Annotated in this window: 22 protein-coding genes; 7 read left to right on the top strand and 15 right to left on the bottom strand. The window is 68.5% G+C overall.

The window, feature by feature from the left end; all coding sequences use genetic code 11:
• The 6 genes from ABL312_RS06825 (at position 1) to ABL312_RS06800 (ending at position 5981) form a co-directional block, all read left to right on the top strand.
• Complete coding sequence (locus ABL312_RS06825; RefSeq protein ID WP_349360632.1) at positions 1 to 1077, top strand: DNA polymerase III subunit delta'; 1077 nt, start codon at positions 1 to 3, stop codon at positions 1075 to 1077.
• Positions 1078 to 1194: 117 nt separating this feature from the next.
• Complete coding sequence (gene metG / locus ABL312_RS06820; RefSeq protein ID WP_349360631.1) at positions 1195 to 2757, top strand: methionine--tRNA ligase; 1563 nt, start codon at positions 1195 to 1197, stop codon at positions 2755 to 2757.
• Entirely contained in the window at positions 2757 to 3551 is a 795-nt protein-coding gene (locus ABL312_RS06815; protein ID WP_349360629.1) for a TatD family hydrolase, read from the top strand. The genes metG and ABL312_RS06815 overlap by 1 nt, the downstream gene beginning before the upstream one ends.
• Positions 3548 to 4372: an MBL fold metallo-hydrolase gene (locus ABL312_RS06810; protein ID WP_349360628.1), complete on the top strand. Its 825-nt coding sequence runs from the start codon at positions 3548 to 3550 to the stop codon at positions 4370 to 4372. The genes ABL312_RS06815 and ABL312_RS06810 overlap by 4 nt, the downstream gene beginning before the upstream one ends.
• 11 nt (positions 4373 to 4383) lie before the next feature.
• A complete protein-coding gene (locus ABL312_RS06805) occupies positions 4384 to 4920 on the top strand; it encodes a regulatory protein RecX (protein ID WP_349360627.1) in 537 nt (178 codons plus the stop codon).
• 488 nt (positions 4921 to 5408) lie between these two features.
• Positions 5409 to 5981 carry an AAA family ATPase gene (locus ABL312_RS06800; RefSeq protein ID WP_349360626.1) on the top strand — a complete coding sequence of 191 codons (573 nt, stop codon included), beginning with the start codon at positions 5409 to 5411 and terminating at the stop codon, positions 5979 to 5981.
• A gap of 9 nt (positions 5982 to 5990) precedes the next feature.
• Here ABL312_RS06800 and ABL312_RS06795 read toward each other — a convergent pair whose 3' ends face one another.
• From ABL312_RS06795 to ABL312_RS06735, 13 genes are all read right to left on the bottom strand, one after another.
• On the bottom strand, positions 5991 to 7217 hold the full coding sequence (locus tag ABL312_RS06795; RefSeq protein ID WP_349360625.1) for a M20/M25/M40 family metallo-hydrolase: 1227 nt from the start codon (positions 7215 to 7217) through the stop codon (positions 5991 to 5993).
• Between the two features lie 218 nt (positions 7218 to 7435).
• Positions 7436 to 8503, bottom strand: a complete 1068-nt coding sequence (locus ABL312_RS06790) for a BMP family ABC transporter substrate-binding protein (RefSeq protein ID WP_349360624.1) — start codon at positions 8501 to 8503, stop codon at positions 7436 to 7438.
• Positions 8504 to 8636: 133 nt separating this feature from the next.
• Complete coding sequence (locus ABL312_RS06785; RefSeq protein WP_349360623.1) at positions 8637 to 9557, bottom strand: ABC transporter permease; 921 nt, start codon at positions 9555 to 9557, stop codon at positions 8637 to 8639.
• Complete coding sequence (locus tag ABL312_RS06780; RefSeq protein ID WP_349360622.1) at positions 9544 to 10638, bottom strand: ABC transporter permease; 1095 nt, start codon at positions 10636 to 10638, stop codon at positions 9544 to 9546. The genes ABL312_RS06785 and ABL312_RS06780 overlap by 14 nt, the downstream gene beginning before the upstream one ends.
• Positions 10628 to 12223 carry an ABC transporter ATP-binding protein gene (locus tag ABL312_RS06775; protein ID WP_349360621.1) on the bottom strand — a complete coding sequence of 532 codons (1596 nt, stop codon included), beginning with the start codon at positions 12221 to 12223 and terminating at the stop codon, positions 10628 to 10630. Before ABL312_RS06775 ends, ABL312_RS06780 begins: the two co-directional genes overlap by 11 nt.
• 19 nt (positions 12224 to 12242) lie before the next feature.
• Positions 12243 to 13241, bottom strand: coding sequence for a xanthine dehydrogenase accessory protein XdhC (xdhC, locus tag ABL312_RS06770; RefSeq protein WP_349360620.1), 999 nt, complete (start codon positions 13239 to 13241; stop codon positions 12243 to 12245).
• The gene (gene xdhB, locus ABL312_RS06765; RefSeq protein WP_349360619.1) at positions 13238 to 15625 is read right to left on the bottom strand and encodes a xanthine dehydrogenase molybdopterin binding subunit; all 2388 of its coding nucleotides are present in this window, start codon (positions 15623 to 15625) and stop codon (positions 13238 to 13240) included. The genes xdhC and xdhB overlap by 4 nt, the downstream gene beginning before the upstream one ends.
• Positions 15615 to 17096: a xanthine dehydrogenase small subunit gene (xdhA, locus tag ABL312_RS06760; protein ID WP_349360618.1), complete on the bottom strand. Its 1482-nt coding sequence runs from the start codon at positions 17094 to 17096 to the stop codon at positions 15615 to 15617. The genes xdhB and xdhA overlap by 11 nt, the downstream gene beginning before the upstream one ends.
• 3 nt (positions 17097 to 17099) lie before the next feature.
• A complete protein-coding gene (uraH, locus tag ABL312_RS06755; protein WP_349360617.1) occupies positions 17100 to 17462 on the bottom strand; it encodes a hydroxyisourate hydrolase in 363 nt (120 codons plus the stop codon).
• Between the two features lie 186 nt (positions 17463 to 17648).
• Positions 17649 to 18590 (bottom strand): LysR family transcriptional regulator, encoded by a 942-nt coding sequence (locus ABL312_RS06750; RefSeq protein WP_349360616.1) that lies wholly within the window; start codon positions 18588 to 18590, stop codon positions 17649 to 17651.
• A 93-nt stretch (positions 18591 to 18683) separates the two neighbouring features.
• Entirely contained in the window at positions 18684 to 19661 is a 978-nt protein-coding gene (locus ABL312_RS06745) for a quinone oxidoreductase (protein ID WP_349360615.1), read from the bottom strand.
• A 102-nt stretch (positions 19662 to 19763) separates the two neighbouring features.
• Entirely contained in the window at positions 19764 to 20489 is a 726-nt protein-coding gene (locus tag ABL312_RS06740) for a CDP-alcohol phosphatidyltransferase family protein (protein ID WP_349360614.1), read from the bottom strand.
• 166 nt (positions 20490 to 20655) lie between these two features.
• On the bottom strand, positions 20656 to 21630 hold the full coding sequence (locus ABL312_RS06735; protein ID WP_349360613.1) for a DUF2182 domain-containing protein: 975 nt from the start codon (positions 21628 to 21630) through the stop codon (positions 20656 to 20658).
• A gap of 194 nt (positions 21631 to 21824) precedes the next feature.
• Between ABL312_RS06735 and ABL312_RS06730 the strand changes: the two genes are divergently transcribed.
• A complete protein-coding gene (locus ABL312_RS06730; RefSeq protein ID WP_349360612.1) occupies positions 21825 to 23099 on the top strand; it encodes a UbiH/UbiF family hydroxylase in 1275 nt (424 codons plus the stop codon).
• A 6-nt stretch (positions 23100 to 23105) separates the two neighbouring features.
• Here the strand turns inward: ABL312_RS06730 and ABL312_RS06725 are convergent, their stop codons facing one another.
• A complete protein-coding gene (locus ABL312_RS06725; protein ID WP_349360611.1) occupies positions 23106 to 24191 on the bottom strand; it encodes a CoA transferase in 1086 nt (361 codons plus the stop codon).
• Positions 24192 to 24222: 31 nt separating this feature from the next.
• A complete protein-coding gene (locus ABL312_RS06720) occupies positions 24223 to 25176 on the bottom strand; it encodes an AEC family transporter (RefSeq protein WP_349360610.1) in 954 nt (317 codons plus the stop codon).
• Between the last annotated feature and the right edge of the window lie 148 nt (positions 25177 to 25324).

Genomic DNA, 25324 nt, shown 5'->3' with positions numbered 1-25324 from the left:
ATGGCCGTGGAGCGTGTTGACCCGCACGAGATGGAAGCCGATGCGCTGGAGGGCGTGCCGTTGCCGCGCGAGCGCGCGGCGCTGATCGGTCACGGCGCGGCCGAACGCGCGCTGCTCGACGCCTATCGCTCCGGGCGGATGCATCACGCCTGGATTCTCGCCGGGCCCAAGGGCATCGGCAAGTCGACGCTGGCGTTTCGCTTCGCCCGTTTCGTTCTCGCGCATCCCGATCCGACCGTGGACGCCGTCCAGTCGGCGGTCGATCTGTCGGTCGCCCGAGACACCCCGACCTTCGGGCAGGTGGCGTCCGGCGCGCACCCGGGCCTGCTGCACCTGCGCCGTCCCTATGATGCCAAGCGCAAGGCGAAGGACAAGTTCAAGCAGGATCTGACGGTGGACGAGATCCGCAGGGCGGTGCCGTTCTTCGGGTCCACGGGCGCGCAAGGGTCCTGGCGGATCTGCATCGTCGATGCGGCCGACGACATGAACGTCAATGCCGCCAACGCGCTTTTGAAGGTGCTGGAGGAACCGCCGCGCCGCTCGCTGTTTCTGGTGCTGTCGCATGCGCCGGGGCGGCTTCTGCCGACGATCCGCTCCCGCTGCCGGATGCTGCGGACCGACCCGCTGACGCGGGAGGAGGTGCGCGCCGGTCTCCTTGACCTTGGCGTCTCCGACGGCGATCCCGCGCGCGCCGAACGCATCGCGGATCTGGCGGACGGGAGCCTGCGCACCGCCATCACGCTGGCGCGCGGCGAGGCGCTCGATCTCGCCGACCTCTTCCAGTCGCTGGTCGCGCGCCTGCCCGAGCTCGATCCGGCCGCCGTGCATGCCTTTGCCGAGACGGTGGGGCGGCCCGGCGCCGACGAGGGCTGGACGCTGTTTCTCGATCTCATCGGCGATCATCTGCACGCCCGGCTCGCCGATGCGGCGACAACGCCGCTGCATCGCCTTGTCTCCGTCACCGAGGTGTGGGAAAAGACCAGCCGTGCCGCGCGGGAGGCCGACGCCTTCAATCTCGATCGCAAACAGGTCGTGTTGAACGCCTTTCGCGATCTCGCCGCGGCGGCGCGTTCCTGACCCGCCTGACAGCCCTCCGCAGACAGGCACCCGCATGCACCGCGCTCCGGCGTGACCAGCCGATCCATCGGATCGCGCGCCGGACCCCCGTCACCAACGCCGGACCGAACGCCGTTCATGACCGACCGCTCGCCTTTCTTCATCACGACCGCGATTTCCTATCCCAACGGCGCGCCGCATATCGGCCACGCCTATGAGGCGATCGCGACCGACGCGCTGGCCCGCTTTCAGCGGCTCGACGGGCGCGACGTGTTCTTCCTGACCGGCACGGACGAGCACGGACAGAAGATGCTGCAGACCGCGCGCGCGGAAGGCATTCCGGTCCAGGAGCTTGCCGAACGCAACGCCACGCGGTTTCGCGAGATGGCGGCGACGCTCGGCTGTTCGAACGACGATTTCATCCGCACCATCGAACCGCGCCACCACGCGGCCTGCCAGGAAATCTGGCGCCGCATGGCCGCCAATGGCGACATCTACAAGGACAGCTACTCCGGCTGGTACTCGGTGCGCGACGAGGCCTACTATCAGGAAAGCGAGACCGAGCTGCGCGACGACGGCGTGCGCTACGGGCCGCAGGGCTCGCCGGTGGAGTGGGTGGAGGAGGAGAGCTATTTCTTCCGCCTGTCCGCCTATCAGGACCGTCTGCTCGCCCACTACGAGGCCAATCCCGAGTTCATCGGGCCGGACGAGCGGCGCAATGAGGTCGTCAGCTTCGTCAAGCGCGGGCTGAAGGACCTGTCCATCTCGCGCACGACCTTCGACTGGGGCGTGCGCGTGCCCGACGACGAGCGCCACGTGATGTACGTCTGGGTCGACGCGCTCACCAACTACATCACGGCCGCCGGCTTTCCTGACGCGGCGAACCCGCGCTGGAGATACTGGCCGGCGAACCTGCATGTGATCGGCAAGGACATCGTCCGCTTTCACGCCGTCTATTGGCCGGCCTTCCTGATGTCGGCCGGCGTCGAACTGCCGAAGCGCGTCTACGCCCACGGATTCCTGTTCAACAAGGGCGAGAAGATGTCGAAGTCGGTCGGCAACGTCATCGACCCCTTCGCCCTGGTGGAGCACTACGGGCTCGACGCCGTGCGCTATTTCTTCCTGCGCGAGGTGCCCTTCGGCCAGGACGGCAACTACAGCCACGACGCCATCGTCGCGCGCATCAACGCCGATCTCGCCAACGACCTCGGCAATCTGGCGCAGCGCTCGCTGTCGATGATCGGCAAGAACTGCAAGGGCCGGCTTCCCGAGCCGGGCGACTTCACCGACGCCGATCGCGCGATCCTCGATCAGGCCGATGCGATGCTGGAAACGGCGCGCGCCGCCATGGAGACGCAGGCGATCCACCAGATGCTCGCCACCGTGTGGGCCTGCGTCGGCGAGGCGAACCGCTATTTCGCCTCCCAGGAGCCCTGGGCGCTGAAGAAGACCGACCCGAAGCGCATGGAAACCGTGCTCTATGTCACCGCCGAGGTGATCCGTCAGGTGGCGATCCTGGCGCAGGCGGTCATGCCGGAGAGCGCGGGCAAGCTGCTCGACCTGCTGGTCGTGGCGGAGGACGCGCGCGGCTTCGACCGGCTCGGCGAGGCCGGCCGGCTCGCGCCCGGCACGGAGTTGCCCAAGCCCGCCGGCGTGTTTCCGCGCTATGTGGAGGCGGACAAGGAAGGCGAGGGGCGCTAATGCTGGTCGACAGCCACTGCCATCTCGATTTTCCGGATTTCGACGCCGAACGCGACGCAATTATCGCGCGGGCGAAGGACGCCGGCGTCGGGCTCATGGTGACGATCTCCACCCGTGTGGCTCGCTTCGACGGCATCCGCGCGCTCGCCGAGCGGTATGATTGCGTCTATTGCTCGGTGGGCACGCATCCGCACAACGCCGGCGAAGAGGCGGAACGCGCCGTGACGACCGCCGATCTGGTGCGCCTGTCGGCGCATGAGAAGGTCGTCGCCATCGGCGAGGCGGGGCTCGACTATTTCTACGACAAGTCGCCGCGCGAGGCGCAGGCGGAGGGGCTGCGCCGCCATATCGCTGCCGCGCGCGAGACCGGCCTGCCGCTGGTGATCCATTCGCGCGATGCCGACGACGACATGGCGCGGATCCTCACGGAAGAAACGCAGAAGGGCGCGTTTCCCGCGCTGCTGCACTGTTTCTCGTCGGGGCGCGATCTGGCGATGACCGGCATCGAACTCGGGCTCTATGTGTCGTTCTCCGGCATCCTGACGTTCAAGCGCTCCGACGAGTTGCGCGCCATCGCCGCCGATCTGCCCGCCGAGCGTCTGCTTGTGGAGACGGACGCGCCCTATCTTGCCCCGCAGCCCTGGCGCGGCAAGCGCAACGAGCCGGCCTATGTGGCGCATACCAACAAGGTGCTGGCCGAGGCGAGGGGCGTGGACGAGGCGGCCATGGCCGCGCAGACGACCGAAAACTTCTTCCGCCTGTTTTCCAAGGTGCCGAGACCGACCGACGCATGACCCACGGCGACACGCTCGAGTTCACCATTCTGGGCTGCGGCTCCTCCGCCGGCGTTCCGCGCGTCGGCGGGATCTGGGGCGACTGCGACCCGAACGAGCCGAAGAACCGGCGCAAGCGCTGCGCGCTGCTGGTCGAGCGCCACGGGCCGAAAGGCACCACCACGGTGCTCGTCGACGCCGGACCGGACCTGCGCCAGCAGCTGCTCGACGCCAATGTCACCGACCTCGACGGTGTGCTGATGACCCATGCCCATGCCGATCACCTGCATGGCATCGACGATCTGCGCCCGCTCGCCATCACCCATCGCAAGCTGATCGACGTCCATATGGACGTGGCCACCTCGCTCCGCGCGCATGATCTCTTCTACTACGGATTCGCGACGCCGGAGGGCTCCAGCTATCCGCCGATCCTGCGCGACAAGCGCATCCACGCCGGCACGCCCGGCGTCATCGACGGGGCGGGCGGGCCGATCCCGTTCCTGCCGGTCGAGGTCGAGCACGGCGACATCACCGCGCTCGGATTTCGGTTCAACAACGTCGCATATCTTCCTGACGTCAAAGAGATTCCGAAAGCCTCCATCGCGGCGTTCGAGGGTCTCGACACCTGGATCGTCGATGCCTTGCGGCGCACGCAACACCCGAGCCATTTCTCGCTGGACGACGCGTTGGCGTGGGTTGCGCGGATGGCGCCGCGCCGGGCGATCCTGACCAACATGCATGTGGATCTCGACTACCGGACGCTGTGCGCGGAAGCTCCGGAGGGCGTCGTGCCGGCCTATGACGGCCTGCGCTTTTCGGTGCCCATCCAGGACGCGGGCTGACGGGCGCGAGCATGGCGCGCAGCCCGAAACCGCCGACCGAAGACCGGCTCACGAAATCCGCGCTGAGCTATCTGGACCGCTACGGCACCACCACGGCGAACCTGCGGGCGGTCTTGCAGCGCAAGGTCTGGCGGGCCTGCGCGGCGCTCGATCTCGATCCGGCCGAGCATGAGGCGACGATCGACGCGGTGGTGGCCCGCTGCGAACGCGCCGGACTTCTGGACGACGCGCGCTATGCGGAGGCCAGGATTTCCTCCGAGCGGCGCAAGGGGCGGTCCGGGCGCCGGATCGCGGCCGTGCTCGCGGCCAAGGGCGTGCCGACGGACATCGCCGAGCGCCAGATGCGCGACGACGGCGTGAGCGAGTTCGCCGCCGCCTGTACGGCGGCACGCAAGAAGCGGCTCGGGCCGTGGCGCACGACGGACGCCGATCACGCGCGCCGCCAGAAGGAAATGGCAACGCTGTGCCGGGCGGGCTTCGCGCCGTCGCTCGCGCGCCGGATCGTGGAGGCCGAGACGGTCGACGCGCTCGAGGAGGACGCGGACTGACGTCACACGCCGTCGCATGCGACGCCTTGCAAGCGACTGCGCTAAAGACGGCGCCAGAGGTTGAGACAGAATTCGCGTCCTGCTGCCGGATGCTGTCGCCTGACGCTGCCGTCTGGGGCTGTCATCTGGGGCTTCGCCAGGGTCTGCATCAGGGTCTGCATCAGAAAGCACGGCGGAGCACCCGGCCAGACCCGCGTGCAGGCACCTTAAAAAATTCCATAATATATATTATGCGAATTACGGATGCGGGAACCGGCGGTGGGCTGGGTGTGTGTGTTCAAGGCTCTGTTTCTGGAAGCCCGCCTTTTCATAGTGCGCCCTGTCTCTTTGGGGCTGGCTCTTGGTGGCTGGCTCCTGGCCTCGGGCTTCTGGCGCCCTCTCTCAAGCGCTTCGCTCACGGTGCCATGTCGCGGACGCCTACATCTTCCGACTGCACGAGGATTCTCATGTCGTGGACACAATCGCCACCGGATCGGCCGGGCGCGCATATGCGAACCGCACGTCGACCGAGGGACCGGTTCTTCGTCCTCTCCGGCTGCTCGGGTGGCGGCAAGTCGACCCTTCTCGATACGCTTGCCGCGCTCGGGTTCCCGACCGTGCCCGAGCCCGGCCGGCGGATCGTGCAAAGCGAGAGCGATCCGCAGAGCCCTCGGCTGCCGTGGAACGACATGGCCGGTTTCGCCCGCGCGGCTCTTGCCTGCGCCGACGCCGATTATCGGCGCGCCACCGGGCATGAGGGGCCGGTCTTCTTCGATCGCGGTCTCGTGGATGCGGCGGTGGCGCTGTCCGACGCGACCGGCGTGCCCCTTCACGACACTCTCGGCAATCGCCCGCGCTACGCGCGGACCGTGTTTCTGGTGCCGCCCTGGCCGGAAATCCATGTCCGCGACGATCAGCGTCGTCACGGTTTTCGCGCCGCGCGGGCCGAATACCGACGGCTGTCGGCCGCCTACCCCGCCCTTGGCTATCGCGTGATCATCGTCCCGCGCACGACGGTCGCGCGCCGTGTGGCCTTCGTTCTGCGACACGTCGCACGCGCGATGCGTGACCCGGCGGCGTGAGCGCCGTGCTCAGGTGTCCGCGTCCGAAGAGAGAAGATCCCGCAGCGCATCGATCAGCACGCCCGTCGTGGCGCGCAGGTCGTCCAGCCTGATGTGTTCGTCCGCCGCATAGGCGTTCGCGGCGGCAAGCGACGCCGGGCCCGTTCCATAGAGAACCGTGGGAATGCCGGCGGCGGCATAATGGCGCGCATCGCTGAAGAGCGGCGACCCGCCGGTCGGCGCCGCGGTTTCGGGAAACCAGGCAGCGATTTGACGGTGCACCGCGTCGGCGAGCCGTCCGACCCCGGCAAGCGGGCGCAGCGGCTCGGCGAGCAGGATCCGCCGGCATTCGATCTCCAGCCCCTCGTGCGGCGTCACGGCCGCCTCCACCAGCGCGGTGAGATCGGTCTCGACCGCCTCGCCCGCGTCTTCCGGGATCAGCCGCCGGTCGACGCGCAGCATCACGCGGTCCGGCACCACGTTGGTGTTGAGCCCGCCCTGGATCATGCCGACGGTCAGCGCCGGGCGCATCTCGGGATCGAGCCGGCTGCTCGTCCCGGCCAGCCGGTCGCGTTCGTCGTAGAGCGCGCGCAGGATATCGGTCGCGGCCGCCAGCGCGTCGACACCGGTTTCGGGCGCGGCCGCATGGGCCGCGCGCCCGCGCACGATGATCTCCATCTGCAGGCAGCCGTTGTGCGCCGTGGTGACCGCGCGGCTGAAGCCGGAAGCGATGACGAAGTCCGGACGGCTCAGCTCATGACCGAGGATCCACAAGGGACCGAGCGTGCCGCCGGTTTCTTCGTCGCAGGTGAGGTGCAGTTCGATCGCACCGCTCAGCCCATCGGGAGTGTCGATCAGGGCGCGCAGCGCGAAGACATAGGCCGCGATGTCCGACTTGCCGAATACGGTGCCGCGACCGTAGACCGCCCCGCCATGTTCCTGTGCGCCATAGGGATCGACCGACCACCCCTCGCCCGCCGGCACCACATCGCCGTGCGCGTTGAGCGCGATCACCGGACCGTCGTCGGAGAAGCGATGGCGCACGATCAGGTTGGTGACGCTTTTCATGCCGATCTGGCGCACGAAGGGTTCGGCGACCGGATGACGCTCCACCTCGAGACCCAGCTCGCCGAGCGCGCTGGCGGCGGCCTCGGCGAAGGCATCGAGGTCGCCGGGCGGATTTTCGCTTGGAACCTGAACGAGGGTCTTGAGAAAGGCGACTTGCTCGGCAAAGCGCGCGTCAACAGCGGCGGTCATGATCCCTGTCCCTTTCCGGAGTCTGGCGGGAAGACCGCGTGCCGGCCGACCCGTTTGCATCCGCACGAAACCGGGCCGCACATGCCGCCCCGCTCCGTCCCCGGCGTCCGGACGCGCCGGGATATCCCGTTGCCGACGGCGCGCGCCGAAACGGGACGGGGCGCGGCGCGATCCGCAAGGTCCGCGCCGCGCCCCTTCGTGTCATACAGCCGATCCGCTTACTGCGGAAGCTGGTCGTCGATCCCCTGGACGTACCAGTTCATGCCGAGCAGGGCTTCGTCGTCGAGCACTTCGCCCTCCGCCACGGCCAGCGTGCCGTCCTGCTTCGTGATCGGACCGGTGAAGGGATGGAATTCGCCCGAGCGGATCTTTTCCGTCATTTCGGCGGCCTCCCTGGCGATCTCCTCCGGCATGTTGGTGAAGTCCGCCATCACGACCATGTCCTCGGCGAGACCGCCCCAGATGTCCTGGCTTTCCCAGGTCCCGTCGAGCACCGCCTGCACGCGGTCGGTGTAATAGACGCTCCAGTCGTCGATGATCGCGGTGAGCTGCGCCTTGGGGGCGAACTTGCTCATGTCGGACGCCTGGCCGAAGCCGATCGCGCCGCGCTCCTCGGCCACCTGCAGCGGCGCCGGGCTGTCGGTATGCTGGCTGATCACGTCGGCGCCCTGGTCGAGCAGCGCCTTGGCCGCATCCGCTTCCTTGCCCGGATCGTACCAGGAGTTGACCCACACGACCTTGATCTTGAAGTCCGGGTTGACGGACTGCGCGCCGAGCATGAAGGCGTTGATGCCGCGCACGACTTCCGGAATCGGGAACGAGCCGATGTAGCCGGCCGTGCCGGTCTTCGACATCTTCGCCGCGATCTGGCCGATGATGTAGCGGCCCTCGTAGAAGCGGGCGGAATAGGTCGACACATTGTCCGCGCGCTTGTAGCCGGTGGCATGCTCGAACTTCACGTCCGGAAACTTGCGCGCCACCTTCACGGTCGGGTTCATGAAGCCGAAGGAGGTGGTGAAGATGAGGTCGGCGCCGTCGCGGGCCAGACGCTCGATCGCGCGCTCCGCGTCCGGACCTTCCGACACGCTCTCGATGTAGGAGGTCTCGACCTTGTCGCCGAAGGCGGCCTCGATGGCGAGCCGGCCCTCGTTGTGCTGGTAGGACCAACCGTGATCGCTGATCGGGCCGACGTAGATGAAGCCGACCTTGAGCGGATCCTCGGCTTGCGCGCCGGCCGTGCCGAGCGCGAATGCCGCGGCTGCGGCCATGCTGAGCAGTTTTTTCATGCGTGTCTCCTGCGTCCCTGCTTTTGCGTTTTCGGGTTTTCGAGCCCGGTTCCGAGCCCCGGTGCCCGCCCCTTTGTGATTGGCGCGTTGCCTCCCGCGCGCTGCTCCCCGTCCCCCTTATGCGGCCCTGTTTCTATCGGTCCGGAACGAACGGTTGTCCCAGACAGGCCGGGGTGTTTATGCGTGTCAGTATGCGGTTCCGGGAGATGATGACAAGCACCACGATGGTCGCCGCATAGGGCAGCGCGGACAGGAATTGCGAGGGAATCCCGACCCCGTGCGCCTGTGCGTGGAATTGCAGAATGCCCACCGCGCCGAAGAGATAGGCACCGGCCAGCACCCGCCCCGGCCGCCAGGTCGCGAAGACCACGAGCGCCAGCGCGATCCAGCCCCGCCCCGCCGTCATGCCCTCCACCCATTGCGGCGTGTAGGCGAGCGACAGATAGCCCCCGGCAAGCCCGGCGCAGGCCCCGCCGAACAGCACCGCGAGATAGCGCACCTTGCGTACCGAGACGCCGAGCGCATGCGCCGAGGCATGATTGTCGCCGACGGCGCGGATCACCAGTCCGGCCCGCGTGCGAAACAGCACATAGGAGACGCCGACCACCAGCGCGAGCGACAGATAGACGAGAATGTCCTGCCCGAACAGAACCTTGCCGACGACGGGGAGATCGCTCAGAACCGGAATGTCGAGCCCCGTGAGCCACACGCCCGGCTGGCCGATGAAGGCCTCGCCGATCATGCCCGACAGGCCGAGCCCGAGCAGCGTGAGCGCCAGACCGGTCGCGACCTGGTTCGCCACCAGATGCAGCGTCAGAAAGCCGAACAGGAGCGCCATGCCCATGCCCGCCGCCATGGCGACCACCGCCCCGGCATAGGGTGAGCCGGTCGCCTGCGCGCCGGCAAAACCCATCACGGCGCCGACGATCATCATGCCTTCGACGCCGAGGTTCAGCACGCCGGAGCGCTCGACCACCAGTTCCCCGATGGCCGCCAGCAGCAGCGGAGTGGCCGCCGTGATGACGGTCAGGAGGATCGCTTCAAACGCGCCCATGCTCGCCTCCCTTGCCCGGGACGGCGGAGCGCCCGATCCGTATGCGGTAGAGGATCAGCGTGTCGCAGGCCAGAACGTAGAACAGAACCAGCCCCTGGAACACGCGGGTCGTCTTGTCGGAAACCCCGAGCGACACCTGCGCCGCCTCGCCGCCGAGATAGGTCAGCGCCAGCAGGAACCCGGAGAAGAAGATGCCGATCGGGTTGAGCCGCCCCAGGAAGGCGACGATGATCGCGGTGAAGCCGTAGCCCGGCGAAATCACCGGCGTGAGCTGGTTGATCGAGCCCGAGACCTCGCTGATGCCGGCGAGCCCCGCGAGCCCGCCGGCGAGCAGGAAGGCGAACCAGACCATCCTGTTGCGCGAAAAGCCGGCGAAGCGTCCGGCGCGCGGTGCCTGACCGAGCACCCGGATCTCGAAGCCCTTGAGCGTCTTCAGCAGCACGACCGACAGCACCAGCACCGTGACGACGGCGAAGATCGCGCCGACATGCATGCGCCCGTCGGCGAGCGGCGGCAGGATCGCCGCATCGGAAAACAGGCGGCTTTCGGGGAAGTTGAAGCCGTCGGGATCGCGCCAGGGCCCGCGCACCAGCCAGTCGAGCAGAAGCTGGGCGATATAGACCAGCATCAGGCTCGTCAGGATCTCGTTGGTGCCGAAGCGCACCTTCAGGAAGGCCGGGATCGCCGCCCAGGCCATGCCGCCGGCAATTCCCATCAGCAGCATCAGCGGCAGGGTCGCAAATGTCTCGAACCCGGGCAAAAGGATCGGCAGCATCGATCCGGCGAGCGCGCCGGCGGTGAACTGGCCTTCCGCGCCGATGTTCCAGTTGTTGGAGAGAAAGCAGACGGCCAGACCGCAGCCGATCAGGATCAGCGGCGTGGCCTTGACGACGAGCTCCTGCAGCGACCATGACGCGGTCAGCGGATCGATGAAGAAGACGTAGAGCGCGGTCAGCGGGTTCTGGCCGAGCCCGGCGAAGAGGATCGCGCCGGTGATCAGCGTGAGCCCGAGAGCGATGACCGGCGACAAGAGCGCCATGCGCTTGGAGCGTTCCGCGCGGCGTTCCAGCTCAAGCTGCATGCGAGCCGCCTCCCTTTTCGTCGCCCTCGTGCAGGCCGCCCATCAAGAGGCCGATGCGCTCGCGGGTCATCTGTCCCGCGGGAACCGGATCCGACAGGCGTCCGCGCGAGATCACCGCGATGCGGTCGGCGATCTCGAAGATCTCGTCGAGATCCTGACTGATCACCAGCACGGCGGAGCCCTGGCGCGAGAGGTCGATGAGTTCCTGACGGATCAGCGCCGCCGCGCCCGCGTCGACGCCCCAGGTCGGCTGATTGACGACAAGGAGCTTCGGCTTGCGGTCGAGCTCGCGCCCCATCACGAATTTCTGCAGGTTGCCACCCGACAGGGCGCGGGCTTCCGGATCGTCGTGCGACATGCGCACATCGAAATTGGTCTTGATCCGCTGCTCCAGATCGCCGGCAGCCTCGCTCTGGACGAAGCCGTTGCGCACCAGCCCGTCGCCTGTTCCGTGGCGCGTGAGCACGAGGTTTTCCGAGAGTTTCAAACCCGGAACCGCGCCGTGGCCGAGCCGCTCCTCGGGAATGAAGGCGGCCCCTGCCCGCCGCCGCCGCGTGATCCCCGTGCGGCCCAACGGAGCGTCGTCGATGACGACGGTGTCCGCACCCTCGGCGCGCCGCTCGCCCGAGATCAGGTCGAACAACTCGCCCTGCCCGTTGCCGGCGATCCCGGCGATCGCCACCACCTCGCCGGCGCGCACGTCGAGGGAGATATCCTCAAGCGCGGTGGAGAAGGGACCGTCGGCGGGGGCGTTCAGGCGGTTGAGGCGCAGCAGCGCCCGGCCCTCCTCGCGCGCCACGCCGCGTTTCAGGTCGTGCACCGCGCTGCCCACCATCAGCCGCGCGAGCGACCCGGCCGTTTCCTGGCTCGGGTCGCATTCCAGCACCACCTTGCCGTGGCGCATGATCGTGGCGTGATGGCACAGCCGCTTCACCTCCTCCAGCCGGTGGGAGATGTAGAGGATGGCGCAGCCCTCGTCCGCCAGCCGCTCCAGCGTCAGGAAGAGCTGATCGGCCTCCTGCGGGGTGAGCACCGACGTCGGCTCGTCCATGATGATGAGACGAGGTTCCTGCAAGAGACAGCGGACGATCTCGATGCGCTGGCGCACGCCGACGGGAAGGTCGGCGACGATGGCATTGGGCTCGAGCGCCAGACCGTAGTCGCGCGACACGGTCCGGATGCGCTCCGAGAGCTGGCGGAAGGACAGGGTGTCGGGCAGCGCCAGGGCGATGTTCTCGGCGACGGTCAGCGCCTCGAACAGCGAGAAATGCTGAAAGACCATGCCGATGCCGAGGTCGCGCGCGGCGGCCGGACTGTGGACGGTCACCGCCTCGCCGTCCCACAACAGCGTTCCGGAATTGGGCTCCAGCGCGCCGTAGAGGATCTTGACAAGCGTCGACTTGCCCGCGCCGTTCTCGCCGAGCAGCGCGTGGATCTCGCCCGCGCGCAGGGCAAGCGACACGTTGTCGTTGGCCAGCACCTCACCGAAGCGCTTGGAGATGGCGCGCGCCTCCAGAAGGACCTGTCCGCGTCGCTCTCGTGTCGGTGATGGGTCGGGCGGGTTTGCCGTTGTCGTCGGTGTCATGATCTCCCCCGCCTCCTTATCATACGCCGCCGAATGCGCCGGCAAGAGCCCGGTCGCGATTGCTGTGGACAGCCGACGCCGCTTCCCGGCGGATCAGCAGGTCGGCCGCCACCGAAGCGGCGATGACCGGCGGTTCTTTGGACGTGATGCCCCCGACCCCGATGGGCGAGCGGAACCGGGCCAGCGCGTCCCCGCCATGACCGGCCCGGGCCAGCCTTGCGCGCATGCGCGCGGCCTTGGTCGAACTGCCGATCATGCCGACGCCGGCGATCGCCGGATTTGCCAGGGCGCGGTCGGCGATGGCCAGGTCGAGCGCGTGATCATGCGTCATGATCACGACCTCGCTGCCGGCGGGCGCGTCGCGCAGCGCCGAGAGCGGATCGGCAAGCGCGCAAGGCCGGACGGTCGCCGGCATCGCCGGGGGGAAGATCTCGGCACGCGGATCGACCCAGGTCACCCGGAACGGCAGCGGCGCGAGCGCCAGCACCAGCGCCTTGCCGACATGGCCCGCGCCGAACAACAGCAGCGGCGTGCGCGCATCGCCGAAGGTCTCGGTCAGCACCCCGCCCGACAGACGGGCCGTCGGAGCGTCCGTGGCGCGCGGCAGGATCTCGCGCGGTCCGGGCCGCCCATGCGCATCAAGGGTCAGACGGGTCGCGAACCCGCCCGCCTCCGCTGCTCTCGCAAGGCGCGCGATCTCGTCGTGGCGAGCGTGCGAAAAGGTTTCGAACACCAGGCCGATGCGCCCGCCGCAGCATTGGCCGAGATCGGGGCCGAGCGACAGGCGCCGGTGCAGCAGGCGCTCGCCGCCCTCCTCGCGGGCAAGCCGCGCCGCCTCGTGGATCGCGTCATATTCGAGCCGGCCGCCGCCGATGGTCCCGCGAAAGCGCGCGTCGGGCCCGACGATCATCCGCGCCCCGACCTCGCGCGGGGCGGAGCCTTCCACGGAGACGACGGTCACGACCGTGCACACGTCGTGCGCCGTCAGCATCTCGCGCAGGGCCGGCCAGGGGGTCATCCGTCGCCTTCCCCGGCCCTGGCCTTGCGGCTGGCGGTCACCTGCTTCATCTCGCCCACCGCCGAAAGGATCGCCTCCGGCGTGGCCGGCGCGCGCAGGGGCGGAACATGGCCGGGCGCGAGCCCCGCGAGCGCGTCGGTGATCGCGCTGAACACCGAGATCGCCAGCATCACCGGCGGTTCGCCCACCGCCTTGGAGCGATAGACGGTCGGCGAGGGATTTCCCGGCGAGGCATGCAGCGCGACCCGGAAGTCCTCCGGCACGTCGGAAGCGGTGGGGATCTTGTAGGTCGAGGGCGCATGGGTGCGCAGCCGTCCGCTTTCGTCCCACACCAGTTCTTCCGTCGTGAGCCAGCCCATGCCCTGCACGAAGCCGCCCTCGATCTGGCCGATGTCGATGGCAGGATTGAGCGATTTGCCGACGTCGTGGAGAATGTCGACGCGGGTCACCCGCATCTCGCCCGTCATCGTGTCGACGATTACTTCCGAGCAGGCCGCGCCATAGGCGAAATAGTGGAACGGACGCCCGCTGGCGCTCGCCCGGTCCCAGGTGATGGTGGGCGTGGCGTAGAAGCCGGTCGCGGAGAGCTGGATGCGGGCGAGATGCGCCGCCTTGGCAAGCGCGCCGAGCGTGATTTCCGTCTCGCCGATGAAAACCCGATTGTCGCGGAAGTGGATGTCGTCTTCCGCAACGTCATGGCTTTCGGCGGCGAAGGCGACGAGCCGGGCCTTGATCGTTTCCGCCGCGATCTGCGCCGCCATGCCGTTGAGATCCGTGCCCGAAGAGGCCGCCGTCGGTCCGGTGTTCGGCACCTTGCCGGTGTGCGTCGCGGTGATCTTCACCCGGTCGAGCGTCACGCCGAAGACCTCGGCAACGATCTGGGCGACCTTCTGGAAGAGCCCCTGCCCCATCTCCGTGCCGCCGTGGTTCAGATGGATCGAGCCGTCGGTGTAGACATGCACCAGCGCGCCGGCCTGATTGAGATGCTTGAGCGTGAAGGAAATGCCGAATTTCACCGGCGTCAGCGCAAGCCCCTTCTTCAGGATCGGACTTTGCGCGTTGAAGGCGCGGATCTCGTCGCGCCGCGCGCGATAGTCCGACGTGCGCTCCAGCTCGTCGACGATGGCATGCAGCGTGCCGTGTTCCTCCACCCGCATGCCATAGGGCGTGACGTCGCGCCCCTCGGCGTAGAAATTCGCCTTGCGGATGTCGAGCGGGTCCTTGCCGAGGCGGATCGCCAGCGTATCCAGCATGCGTTCGGCGGCCAGCATGCCCTGCGGTCCGCCAAAGCCGCGAAAGGCGGTGTTGGAGCAGGTGTGCGTCTTCAGCCGGCGCGAGTGAATCATCGCGTCCGGGTAGAAATAGCTGGAATCGCTATGGAACATCGCCCGGTCCACGACGCCGAGCGACAGATCCGCCGAATAGCCGCAGCGGGCGTAGAAATTCAGGTCGACCGCCCGGATGCGCCCCTCGCCGTCGTGGCCGAGCGTCCATTCGGCGCGAAATTCGTGCCGCTTGCCGGTCATGATCATGTCGTCGTCGCGGTCGAGACGGAGCTTGCAAGGGTGCCCGGTCGCCTGCGCGGCGAAGGCGGCGAGCGCGGCCCAGTGGTTTGCCTGCGACTCCTTGCCGCCGAAGCCCCCGCCCATGCGCCGCACTTCCACGGTGACGGCGGCGTCGGGAACCCCGAGAACGCGTGCGACGATGTGCTGGGTCTCGCTGGGATGCTGCGAGGAGGTGTGGACGAAGATATCGCCATCCTCGCCGGGCACGGCGAGCGACACCTGCCCCTCCAGATAGAAATGCTCCTGCCCACCGATGTCGAGCGCGCCTTCCAGCCGATGCTCGGCCTGCGCCAGCCCGGTTTCGGGCGATCCCTTTCGGAACTGGTAGTCGGGAAGCACCGTCGTGTCGGCCTGGCGCGCATCCTCGATGGTGAGCACGGGCGGCAGCGGGTCGACCTCGATGCGGGCCTTCCGCGCGGCCCGGCGCGCCGCGTCGCGCGTCGTCGCCACCACGAGGAACAGCGGCTGGCCCCAATAAAGGATTTCCTCCTCGGCGAGCATCGGCTCGTCGGCGAGCGCCGGCGCCACGTCGTTGGCGCCGCGGATCTCCGCGCTGGTCAGCACCGCGACGACGCCCGGGCTTTGCCGCACGGCGTCGAGATCGAGCGACACGATCCGTCCGCGCACGGTGTCGCGGTCCCAGCCCGGCACGCAATGCAGCGTGCCGACGGGCTCGCGAATGTCGTCGACATAGGTCGCGGCGCCGGTCACATGCTTGACCGCGCTGTCGTGCGGGCTCGGCCGACGCACGGCACCGTAGCGGTCGGCATCGCTCAGGGTCGCGGCGGCGGCCGCGACAGGATCGCGGTCAGGCCGCATGGTCCGCCTCCCTGTGCCGCAGGCCTTCAACGCGGGTGCGGGCATCCGGCGTGCCGCCGATCTCCACCAGCGCCTTGGCGAGCAACGCCCGCACCACCTCGCGGCGGTAGTTCTCGCTCGCCCGCATGTCGCCGATGGGCGAGAAATCCTCCGCCAGCGCCTTCAGCGCGCCGCCCCAGCTCGACGGTTGGTCCGGGCGCGCGCCAACGAGCGCCAGTTCCGCCGCGCCGGCCCGTTTCGGCGTCGCCGCCACGCCACCGCAGGCAATGCGCGCCTCGGTGATCACGCCGTCGGCCAGCGTCACGCGGATCGCCAGCAGCACGGCGGTGATGTCCTGGTCGAAGCGCTTGGAGATCTTGAAGGCGCGAAAGGCATGGTTGGGGTCGAGGCGCGGCACATAGAGGCCGGTGACGATCTCGCCCTCCGCCCGGTCCTGCTTGCCGTAGTCGAGAAAGAAGTCCTCCAGCGCAAGCGTGCGCGCGTTCTCGCCGTGGCGCAGTTCCAGCGTCGCGCCGAGCGCGATGAGCGCCGGCGGGCTGTCGCCGATGGGCGAGCCGTTGGCGATGTTGCCGCACACGGTGCCCGAGGCGCGGACCTGTTTGGAGCCGATGCGTCGCCACAACTCGCCGAGGTCGGGATCGATGCGCGCCATATGGTCCTGCGTGTCGGCGAAGCTGGCGCCCGCCCCCATCAGGACGCCGCCGGCGGTTTCCTCCACCGCGTCGAAATCCGCGACCCGGCCGATCCAGACGATCCTGGGAAGCTCGCGCAGCTGCTTGGTGACCCAGAGCCCGACGTCGGTCGCCCCGGCGACGATGGTCGCGTCGGGATGCTCCGCGCACAGGCGCGCCAGCGCGTCGACGGAGGCCGGCGCGGCGAAAAAGCGGGTCTCGTCGCCGATCAGGACGTCGGTCTTGTCATCCAGCGCCTGAAGCGCCGCGACCGTTTCCTCCGCCCGGCGGGAGAAGCGATCCTCGACCGTGTCGAAACAGGCGGTGAGCGCGGCATCGACAATCGGCCGGTAGCCCGTGCAGCGGCACAGATTGCCGGCGAGCCAGTCGGTGACCGTGCGCCGCGAGGGCGTGGCGTCGGGCGAATGGTAGAGCGTGAAGAGGCTCATGACGAAGCCGGGCGTGCAGAAGCCGCATTGCGAGCCGTGGCACGCGACCATCGCCGCCTGCACCGGGTGCAGCCGGTCGTCCTCGGCGAGATCCTCCACCGTGACGAGTTCCGCGCCATCCAGCATGCCGAGGAACTGGATGCAGGAATTCACCGGGCGATAGGTGAGCCGCCCGTTCACCACGCGGCCCAAGGCGACCGTGCAGGCGCCGCAATCGCCCTCCCCGCAGCCTTCCTTGGTGCCGACGAGCCCGCGGCGCAGGCGCAGATAGTCGAGCACCGTTTCGGTCGGCCCGACGTCGGCGAGCTCGACGGTCTCGCCGCGATGCAGAAAGCGGATGCGCGCGCGCATCGCTCAGCTCCCGCGATAGGTGGAATAGCCGAAGGGCGAGAGCAGCAGCGGCACGTGGTAATGGGCCTCCGCCTCGGCGATGCCGAAGCGGATCGGGATCACGTCGAGAAACGGGGGATCGGGCAGTTCGGCGCCACTGGCCCTGAGATAGGCGCCCGCCTCGAAGCGCAGCTCGTAGGTGCCGGGCCAGAAATCGTCGCCGTCCAGAAGCGGCCGGTCGACGCGCCCGTCGGCGTTGGTGGTCGCCGTGACGATCCGCTCGAAGGTATCCGGGGCATCGCCGCGCGCGCGCCACAGGGACAGCGCCAGCCCCTGCGCCGGGCATCCCCGCGCCGTGTCGAGCACATGTGTCGTCAGTCGTCCCATGTCGGACTCCGTTTTCAGTCCATGTTCCCGCGTCGATCCGGCACTTCCGCCATCCGGGTTCGAGTCGCATCGGCCCTTCTTCGCATCGGCCGGGAGGCTCGCCCAGATTGCGGGTGATCGATCTTTGCGCAAGCCTTGAAAGTGTGCACCAGCCGACCTGCCCCCACCAGAACAGATTCGCGGCACCTATGATGCCGTTTCGGCATCGATTTCACTCAAACGTGCTTCAATTGCGGTCAATGCGCTGTCGAAAAAGGCGCGGGCGGCCTGGTTGAGGGCCCGATGCGCCGAGGTCAGCACAGTGAAGCGGTCGCGGTGAAGCGGCGGATCGGCGAGCGGACGGAAGACCAGCGTGCCGTCCGCCAGGTCCCGCTCCAGTCCGACAAGGGTCTGGAAGGCGATCGTGTCGTCCTGCCGGGCGATCGCCTTCATCAGGCGCAGCGAGTTGGTTTCCACGAAGGCGAGCCCTCCCAGAGGATGGCGCGCGAGCACCACGTCGAGGCGCTTGCGCAGCGACAGGCCCGGCGCCGGCAGGCAGAGCGGATAGGCCAGACAGTCGGCGAGGCAGAGGTCCGGCCGCTCCGCCAGCGGGTGATCGGGCCGCATCACCGCGCCGATGGCGAGGTCGCGCTGGAAGGCGGGCACCAGCCGCGGGTCGTCGGGCGGCTCGAAGGTGAAGCCGAGGTCCACCTCCCCGCCGGCGACCGCCTCCGCGACCCGATCCGCCGCGCCCAGGCGCAGCGATACATGAAGTCCCGGATAGGCCCGCCGGAAGGCGGCGACGATGCCGGGCAGAAGCGTCTCGCCGACGCTTTCCACGCTGGCGATCTGCACGCTGCCGCGCCGCATGCCGGTCAGTGCGTCGAGCGCCCCGGCGGTCGCCTCGAAATCCGACAGCGTGCGCAGGGCATGGGCGCGCAGGATCTCGCCCGCCTCCGTCAGCCGCACGCCGCGCGCCTGCCGGTCGAACAGCGCGTGACCGAGGGTGTCTTCCAGCCACAGGATCTGCCGGTTGACCGCGCTCGACGCCACGTTGAGTTCGCGCGCGGCCGCCCGGATCGAGCCGGCCTCGGCCACCGCCGCGAAATAGCGCAGCGCCGGGCCGTGAAGATGTCGCGCGCGATCCATGCTGTCGCTCCTGCGCCGGTGCGACGACCGTCAACGGGCGGACGTTTGCCGCCCGCCCCTTTTTCGCCCGCCGTTCGTCGCCCTGTCCCGTCCTTACGGGATCAGCACCGTCGTGCCGGTGGTCTTGCGCCCCTGAAGATCGGTGTGGGCCGTCACCGCGTCCTTCAGCGCATACTCCTGGTTCACCTGGATCTTCACGTCGCCGGAGCGCACCACATCGAAAAGATCGTTGGCGGTCTCCTCCAGATCCGCGCGCGCGGCGACATAGGTGAAGAGTGTTGGGCGGGTCGCGAAGAGCGAGCCCTTGGGGCCCAGAAGCGCCAGATTGAAGTCCGTGATCGGGCCCGACGACTGGCCGAAGGACACCCAGAGGCCGAGCGGGCGCAAACAGTCGAGCGAGCCGGGATAGGTGTCCTTGCCGACCGAATCATAGACCACGTCGCACAGCTTGCCGCCGGTGATCTCCTTCACCCGCTCGACGAAATCCTCGGTACGGTAGTTGATCACATGCGTGTAGCCGTTGGCGCGGGCAAGCTCCGCCTTTTCCTCAGACCCCACGGTGCCGATCACCGTCGCGCCGAGTTTCGCTGCCCATTGCCCGGCGATCAGCCCGACGCCACCGGCGGCGGCATGGAACAGAAGCGTGGTGTCGGATGTGACATTATAGGTCTTGCGCAGCAGGTAGCGGGCCGTCATGCCCTTGAGCATCATGCCGGCGGCCGTCTTGTCGTCGACGCCGTCGGGAATCACCACAAGCCGGTCGGCGGGCACGAGGCGTTCCTCTGCGTAAGCGCCGAGCGGGCCGACATAGGCGACCCGGTCGCCCGGCCTGACATGCTCGACCCCCTCGCCCACCGCAACGACGACGCCCGCGCCCTCGTTGCCCGGCGTGAAGGGCGTGCCGTTCGGGGCAGGATAAAGCCCGGAGCGGAAGTAGGTGTCGATGAAGTTGAGGCCGATGGCGGTGTGGCGGATATGCGCCTCGCCCGCGCCGGGGGCGCCGACCTCGACCTCTTCCCACTTCATGACCTCGGGGCCGCCCGTTTCATGCACACGGATTGCGTGGACCATCCTGTCTCTCCCTGAATATCACCGTTGACCGGATCATGGAGGTCGACGGTCCCGCCGGCAAGTCCCTGCGCGGGCGTTTGATTTTAAGGCGCTACGAGCCCTTCAGCGCAGGGCGTCGAGAAGCTGCTGCACCGCCGAGACGCAAAGCAGATAGACGCTGGAGAGCGCCAGCATCCACTTCGCCGCCCCCTCCGCGGCCATGCCGTTGGCGATCGCGAGCCCCGCGCCGATGAACCACACCAGCGTGACGGTGAGCGTCAGAATGCGCCAGCGCGCCACCCGGACCGGATGGACGAAGCGGACCGGCGCGAAGGTGAGCGCGCAAAGCGCCAGCACGAAGAGGATCGTGAAGGTTTGCGAGGACGACAGCACCATCAGGCCGAAGACGGCCATGTTCCAGCCCGTCGGGAAACCCTTAAAGGAGCCGTCGGGCTGTTTCATGCCGTTGTCGGCAAAGTAAAGCGCGCCGGTGAAGACGATCAGCCCGCCGCAGATCCAGTTCCACGGCGTCGACAGCATGTCGCTGCCGGCCAGAGCGAAGGCCGGCAGGAAGACATAGGTCGCATAGTCGATGACGAAGTCGAGGGCCGCGCCCGACCATTGCGGCATGCGGTTGGCGATGTCGAAGCGGCGCGCCAGCGGGCCGTCGATCCCGTCGATGACGAGGGCGACGCCGAGCCAGACGAAGAGCATCGCCCAGTCGCCCTGCGCGCCGGCGAGAAGCGCCAGCAGCGCGACCGGTGCGCCGAGCGCGGTCAGCACATGAATGAGAAACAGCGGATGCCCGGCCGTCAGACGGCGCGGCGTGCCCGCATCGAGATCCGCCATGTCACAGTCTCCGCTTCCGCGCGCGCGGCGCCCGAGGCAGCCGTTCGCGCGCCTGTCCTGCCGCGTTCAATCCGTCCCCCGTATGCCCCGGGCGCGCGCCGACCGCAACACGCCTGTCTCGTCCGCAGCGGAGAAATCGGCACGCGGACAGCGTGTCGGGGCGCGTTCAGCCGGCGAGCAGCGCCCGGCCCGCGTCGGACAGGGCCAGCACGAAGCCGCCCCACAGGATCAGGAACACGCCGACGGCACGCGGGATCCACATGCGGAAGACGGTCTTCTCCACGGCCATCAGCAGTCCGAGAACGGCGATCCAGATCACGTTCATCACGCCGACGGCGAACATCACCGTCATCAGCGCCCAGCAGCAGCCGAGGCACAGAAGCCCCTGGATGATCCCGAGCCGGTAGACCTCGAGATAGCTTGCCGGGCGTTTCTCGAGAAAGAAGGGAATCGGCCGCTGGCAGCGCAGCAGGCAGGCGAGCTTCGCCGGCGTGAACTGGTAGAGGCCGGCGGCGACCAGCGTGGTTCCGGCGATCACCATCGTCGCCGGCGACATCATCGGAGACATCATCCGCGCGGCCGTCAGCACGCCTTGCGCGGCAGTGGCGAGCACCGCGTAGCCGACCCAGACCGAGAGATAGCCGAGCGCCAGCACCACGACTGGCGCGACACGGGCGCTACGGGTCGTCATCGGCTGCGGCAGTTCGGCGAAAGCGGCGATCATCGGCGCCGCGCTCGGCAGCATCATCGCGAGCGCCATCATCACCCACATGACAAAGACGAGCCCGGCATCGCCGACGCTCCAGATTTCGGCGTTGGGCATGCCGAAGGTCGAGGCGCCCTCGGGCAGGCAGATCGCAGCCAGCGCGGCGCGCGCCTCCGGCGACAGGCCGGCGAAGATGTTGAACGCGTTGAAGAGCGCCATGCCGGGGCCGAGCTCGCCCATGTCCATCGCCGGCACCATGTCGACCACCATGGCGGCGAGATAGACCCAGCCGAAGAGTGCGGCGACCGCGACCGAGGCGAAGACGACCGCGCGCGGATTGCGCGCAAGGCGACGCAACGCCGACGGGCGGCGGTCGCGCGGCGTCCCCCGTGCCGCCTCTGATTTCGTGTCGGCCTCTATGTCAGTCTGCGTCATGGCGCACTCTTGTTCGCTTGCCGGCCCGTTTGCCGGTCCGTTTGCGGAGCCTCTCCACGCCGCCTACCCGCTTCAAGACAGGAGTGCGATCCGGAAGGTTGCGAATGCGACCTTATGCGCAGTCCGGCCGCTTGCAAATCCGGGGAAGCGCGTCATCTTGAGGTCAAACGAGCGATCAACGAGCGGAGCGAACCATGACCCGGACCTCGACAGCGCGCGATCCGGCCGCGCAGGAGAGCGACCCCAGCCCCAGCCATTCGGTCCCCAGCCATTCGGTCGACGTGGCGGTGGTCGGCGCCGGCCCGTCCGGCATGGCGATGGCGATCCTGCTCGCCCGCGAGGGTTTTTCCACCGCGCTGGTCGCGCCGGCGGCCCCGGCCGATGACGACCGCACCACGGCGCTGCTGGACTCCTCGGTGGAGATGCTGCGCACGCTCGACCTGTGGGATGCCATCGAGCCGCACACCGCGCCGCTCCGGCACATGCGCATCCTGGATGCGACCGGCCGGCTCGTGCGCGCGCCGGAAGTGGTCTTCGACGCGGCGGAGCTCAAGCTCCCGGCCTTCGGCTACAACATCAAGAATCGCGACCTCAACGCCGAACTCGCCGCCGCCTGCGCGGCGGAGCGCGGCCTTCTGCGTCTCGAAGAGCGGCTGCTCGACCTGACGGTCATGCCCGATGGCACTTTTCTGAGCCTCGATGGCGGCGGGCGGGTCGAGGCCCGGCTGGTGATCGGCGCGGACGGGCGCAACTCACCGGTGCGCGCGGCCGCCGGAATCGGGACGCGCGAATGGCGCTACCCGCAGTCGGCGCTGGTGCTCAATCTCGAGCACGCGGTGCCGCACCACAATCATTCGGCGGAGTTCCACACCCGCACCGGCCCCTTCACGCTGGTTCCGCTCAAGGGGCGCATGTCGTCGCTCGTCTGCGTCGTGGAGCCCGAGGAGGCCGAGCGGCTGATGGGGCTGGATGATGCCGCCCTTGCCGAGGATCTGGAGCGGCGCGCCGCCTCGATCTACGGCAAGATGACGGTTGTCGGGAAACGGCAGATCTATCCGCTGGGCGGCGTCACGGCGAAGACGGTCGGCGAAAACCGCTGCGCGCTCGTCGGCGAGGCGGCGCACGTCTTTCCGCCGATCGGCGCGCAGGGCCTCAATCTGGGCCTGCGCGATGTCGCGGCGCTGGGCGAGATCCTGGTCGCGGCGCGCAAGCGCGGCGAGGATATCGGCGCGCCGGGCGTTTTGGCACGCTATGAACGCGCGCGCCGCGCGGACATTGCCTCGCGCACGACGGCCGTGGACCTGCTCAACCGCTCGCTGCTGAGCGATCTGCTGCCCGTCCAGATGCTGCGTGGGCTGGGGCTGTATCTCGCCGGCAAGGTGCCGCCGCTGCGCCGGCTTCTGATGCGCGAGGGCATCGCGCCGATCCTGTCGAGCCCGCGCCTGATGCGCGGCCTCTCCCTGCGCTGACCAGCGTCAGCCGGTGGGCGCTTTTGCCGTTGTGCTGCCGCGAAAGGCGCGGGCGATGGGCAGGACGGTCGCCGGAAGATCGGTGTCGCCGCTTTTCACCGTGAAATCGAAGAGCCCGCGTTCGAGGAAATGCGGGTCGCGCAGGGCGGCGTCCAGCGTCGCGAGCGGCGTGGCGCAACAGTCCGCCGCCGCAAGCAACGGCACCCAGTCGGCGCCCGGGCGGGTTGCGAAGCACGCCGACAGTCCTGCGATGGTGGCGGACGGATCGCGTCGGTCGTCGCGCAAGGGCTCGGGCAGGTCCACGGCGTCGCACAACGCCCGCCAGAACTTCTCCTCCAGCGCGCCGACGGCGATCAAGGTCCCGTCGGCCGCCGCATAAAGCCGGTAGCGCGGCGAGGCGCCGGTCAGCAGATCCGCCCCATTGGCCGGAGCGCGTCCGGTCGCTGACAGATGCGCCTGCGCGAAAAGCGCGAAGGTGAACATCGCATCGGCCATGGCGATGTCGAGGATCTGCCCCTCACCGGTGCGTTCGCGCCGGTAGAGCGCGAGCAGGATGTTGATCACCGCCGGAAAGCTGCCGCCGGCGATGTCGGCGATCTGGGCCGGCGGCAGCACGGGGGCCGAGGGCGTGCCGCAGGACAGGGCGAGCAGCCCGGTGAGCGCGAGATAGTTGATGTCGTGCCCCGCCTCGCCGGCGCGCGGGCCCTCTTGCCCGTAGCCGGTGATCGAGCAATGGATGAGGCGCGGATTGCGCGCGCACATCTCCCGCGCCCCCAGTCGGAGCCGCGCCATGACGCCGGGGCGGAACTGTTCCACCACGATGTCGGCGGTCTCGACACGCGACAGGATTTCCTCGCGCGCGGCCGGGTCCTTGAGGTCGCGTTCGAGGCAGGTCTTGCCCCGGTTGAGCATGGCGTAGAGCGCGCTGACCGGCCCGGCCTTCGGCGGAAAGAAACGCATGTCCTCGCCACCCGGGCGCTCGATCTTGATCACCGTGGCGCCGGCCTCGGCCAGCATCAGCGTCGCAAGCGGTCCGGGCAGCAAGGTGGTGAAGTCGAGAACCGTGACCCCCGACAGCGGTTGCGCGCTCATTCCCGAAATTCCCCCAACGGCCGGGGCCATGTCACCGGATCGGCAGCAGGCCCTCGGTGATCATATACATGAAGGCCGACACCGTGATCGTCGAGGCGATGGTCCCGACCAGGATCGCCGACGACGCGCGCTGGACGTAGACATTGTACTGCTGGGCGATCACGAAGACATTGGCCGCCGGCGGCAGACAGGCCATCAAAACGGCGGTCGCGACCCAGACGGGATCGAAGCCGCCGATCCAGTTGAGCAGCATCAGGATGATGATCGGGTGCACGACGAGCTTCACCGCGAGCACGATGGGCAATTCGATCGGCGTACGGCCCATCGGCTGCAGCGCGACCGTGACGCCCATGGCGAAAAGCGCGCAGGGCGCGGCGGCATTGCTGAGGAAGGTCAGCAGCGTGTCGACCGCCTCGGGCGGGCGGAACTCCACCGCGGCGGCAAGCACGCCCGCGATGGTCGCCAGAATGAAGGGATGGGTGAAGATGCGCCGCAACACGGTCAGCGCCGTCTTGAGCGGCGGCTCGTTTTCGGTCCCGCCGATGGCCATCATCAGCGGCGCCAGCGTGAACAGCAGGATGTTGTCGAAGCAGAAGACCAGCGCGGTCGGCACGGCGGCGGCCGGCCCGAGCACGGCCAGCGTCAGCCCCGGCCCCATGTAGCCGATGTTGGAATAGGATCCGGCCAGCGCCTGGATCGTCGCTTCCGGGATGTTGCCGCGCGAGGCGAACACGCCGACGCAAAACGCCAGTGCAAAGGCGCAATAGGTCGCGAAGGTCGTTGCCGCGACATAGGCGACGTTGGTGAGTTCCTCGATTGGGGTTTGCGCCAGAAGCCGGAAGAACAGCGCCGGCAGCGCGATGTAAATGATGAAGAACTGCATCCAAGCCAGTCCCTCGGCCGGGATCTTCTTCAATTTGCCGGCGGCGATGCCCAGGAAGATGAGCCCGAAAAACGGAAGCGCCAGCGAAATGACTTTTTCCATAGAGCTCTCCAGGGGACGGGAGCGGGCCTTTCGCGGCGGCCGTATTGCCTTCGTCCCGGCGCTTTTGTAATCACCGCAGGCCTAGCGGGTTCCCGCAGGCTGGTCAATGTGATGGTACGGGTCGCGCGGTTCGGGCGGGCTGGCCGGC

The sequence above is a fragment of the Stappia sp. genome, assembly GCF_040110915.1.
Lineage (GTDB): Bacteria > Pseudomonadota > Alphaproteobacteria > Rhizobiales > Stappiaceae > Stappia.
The sequence above is the reverse complement of the archived record's forward strand: the minus strand, read 5'-3'. Positions and strand labels throughout refer to the sequence as shown.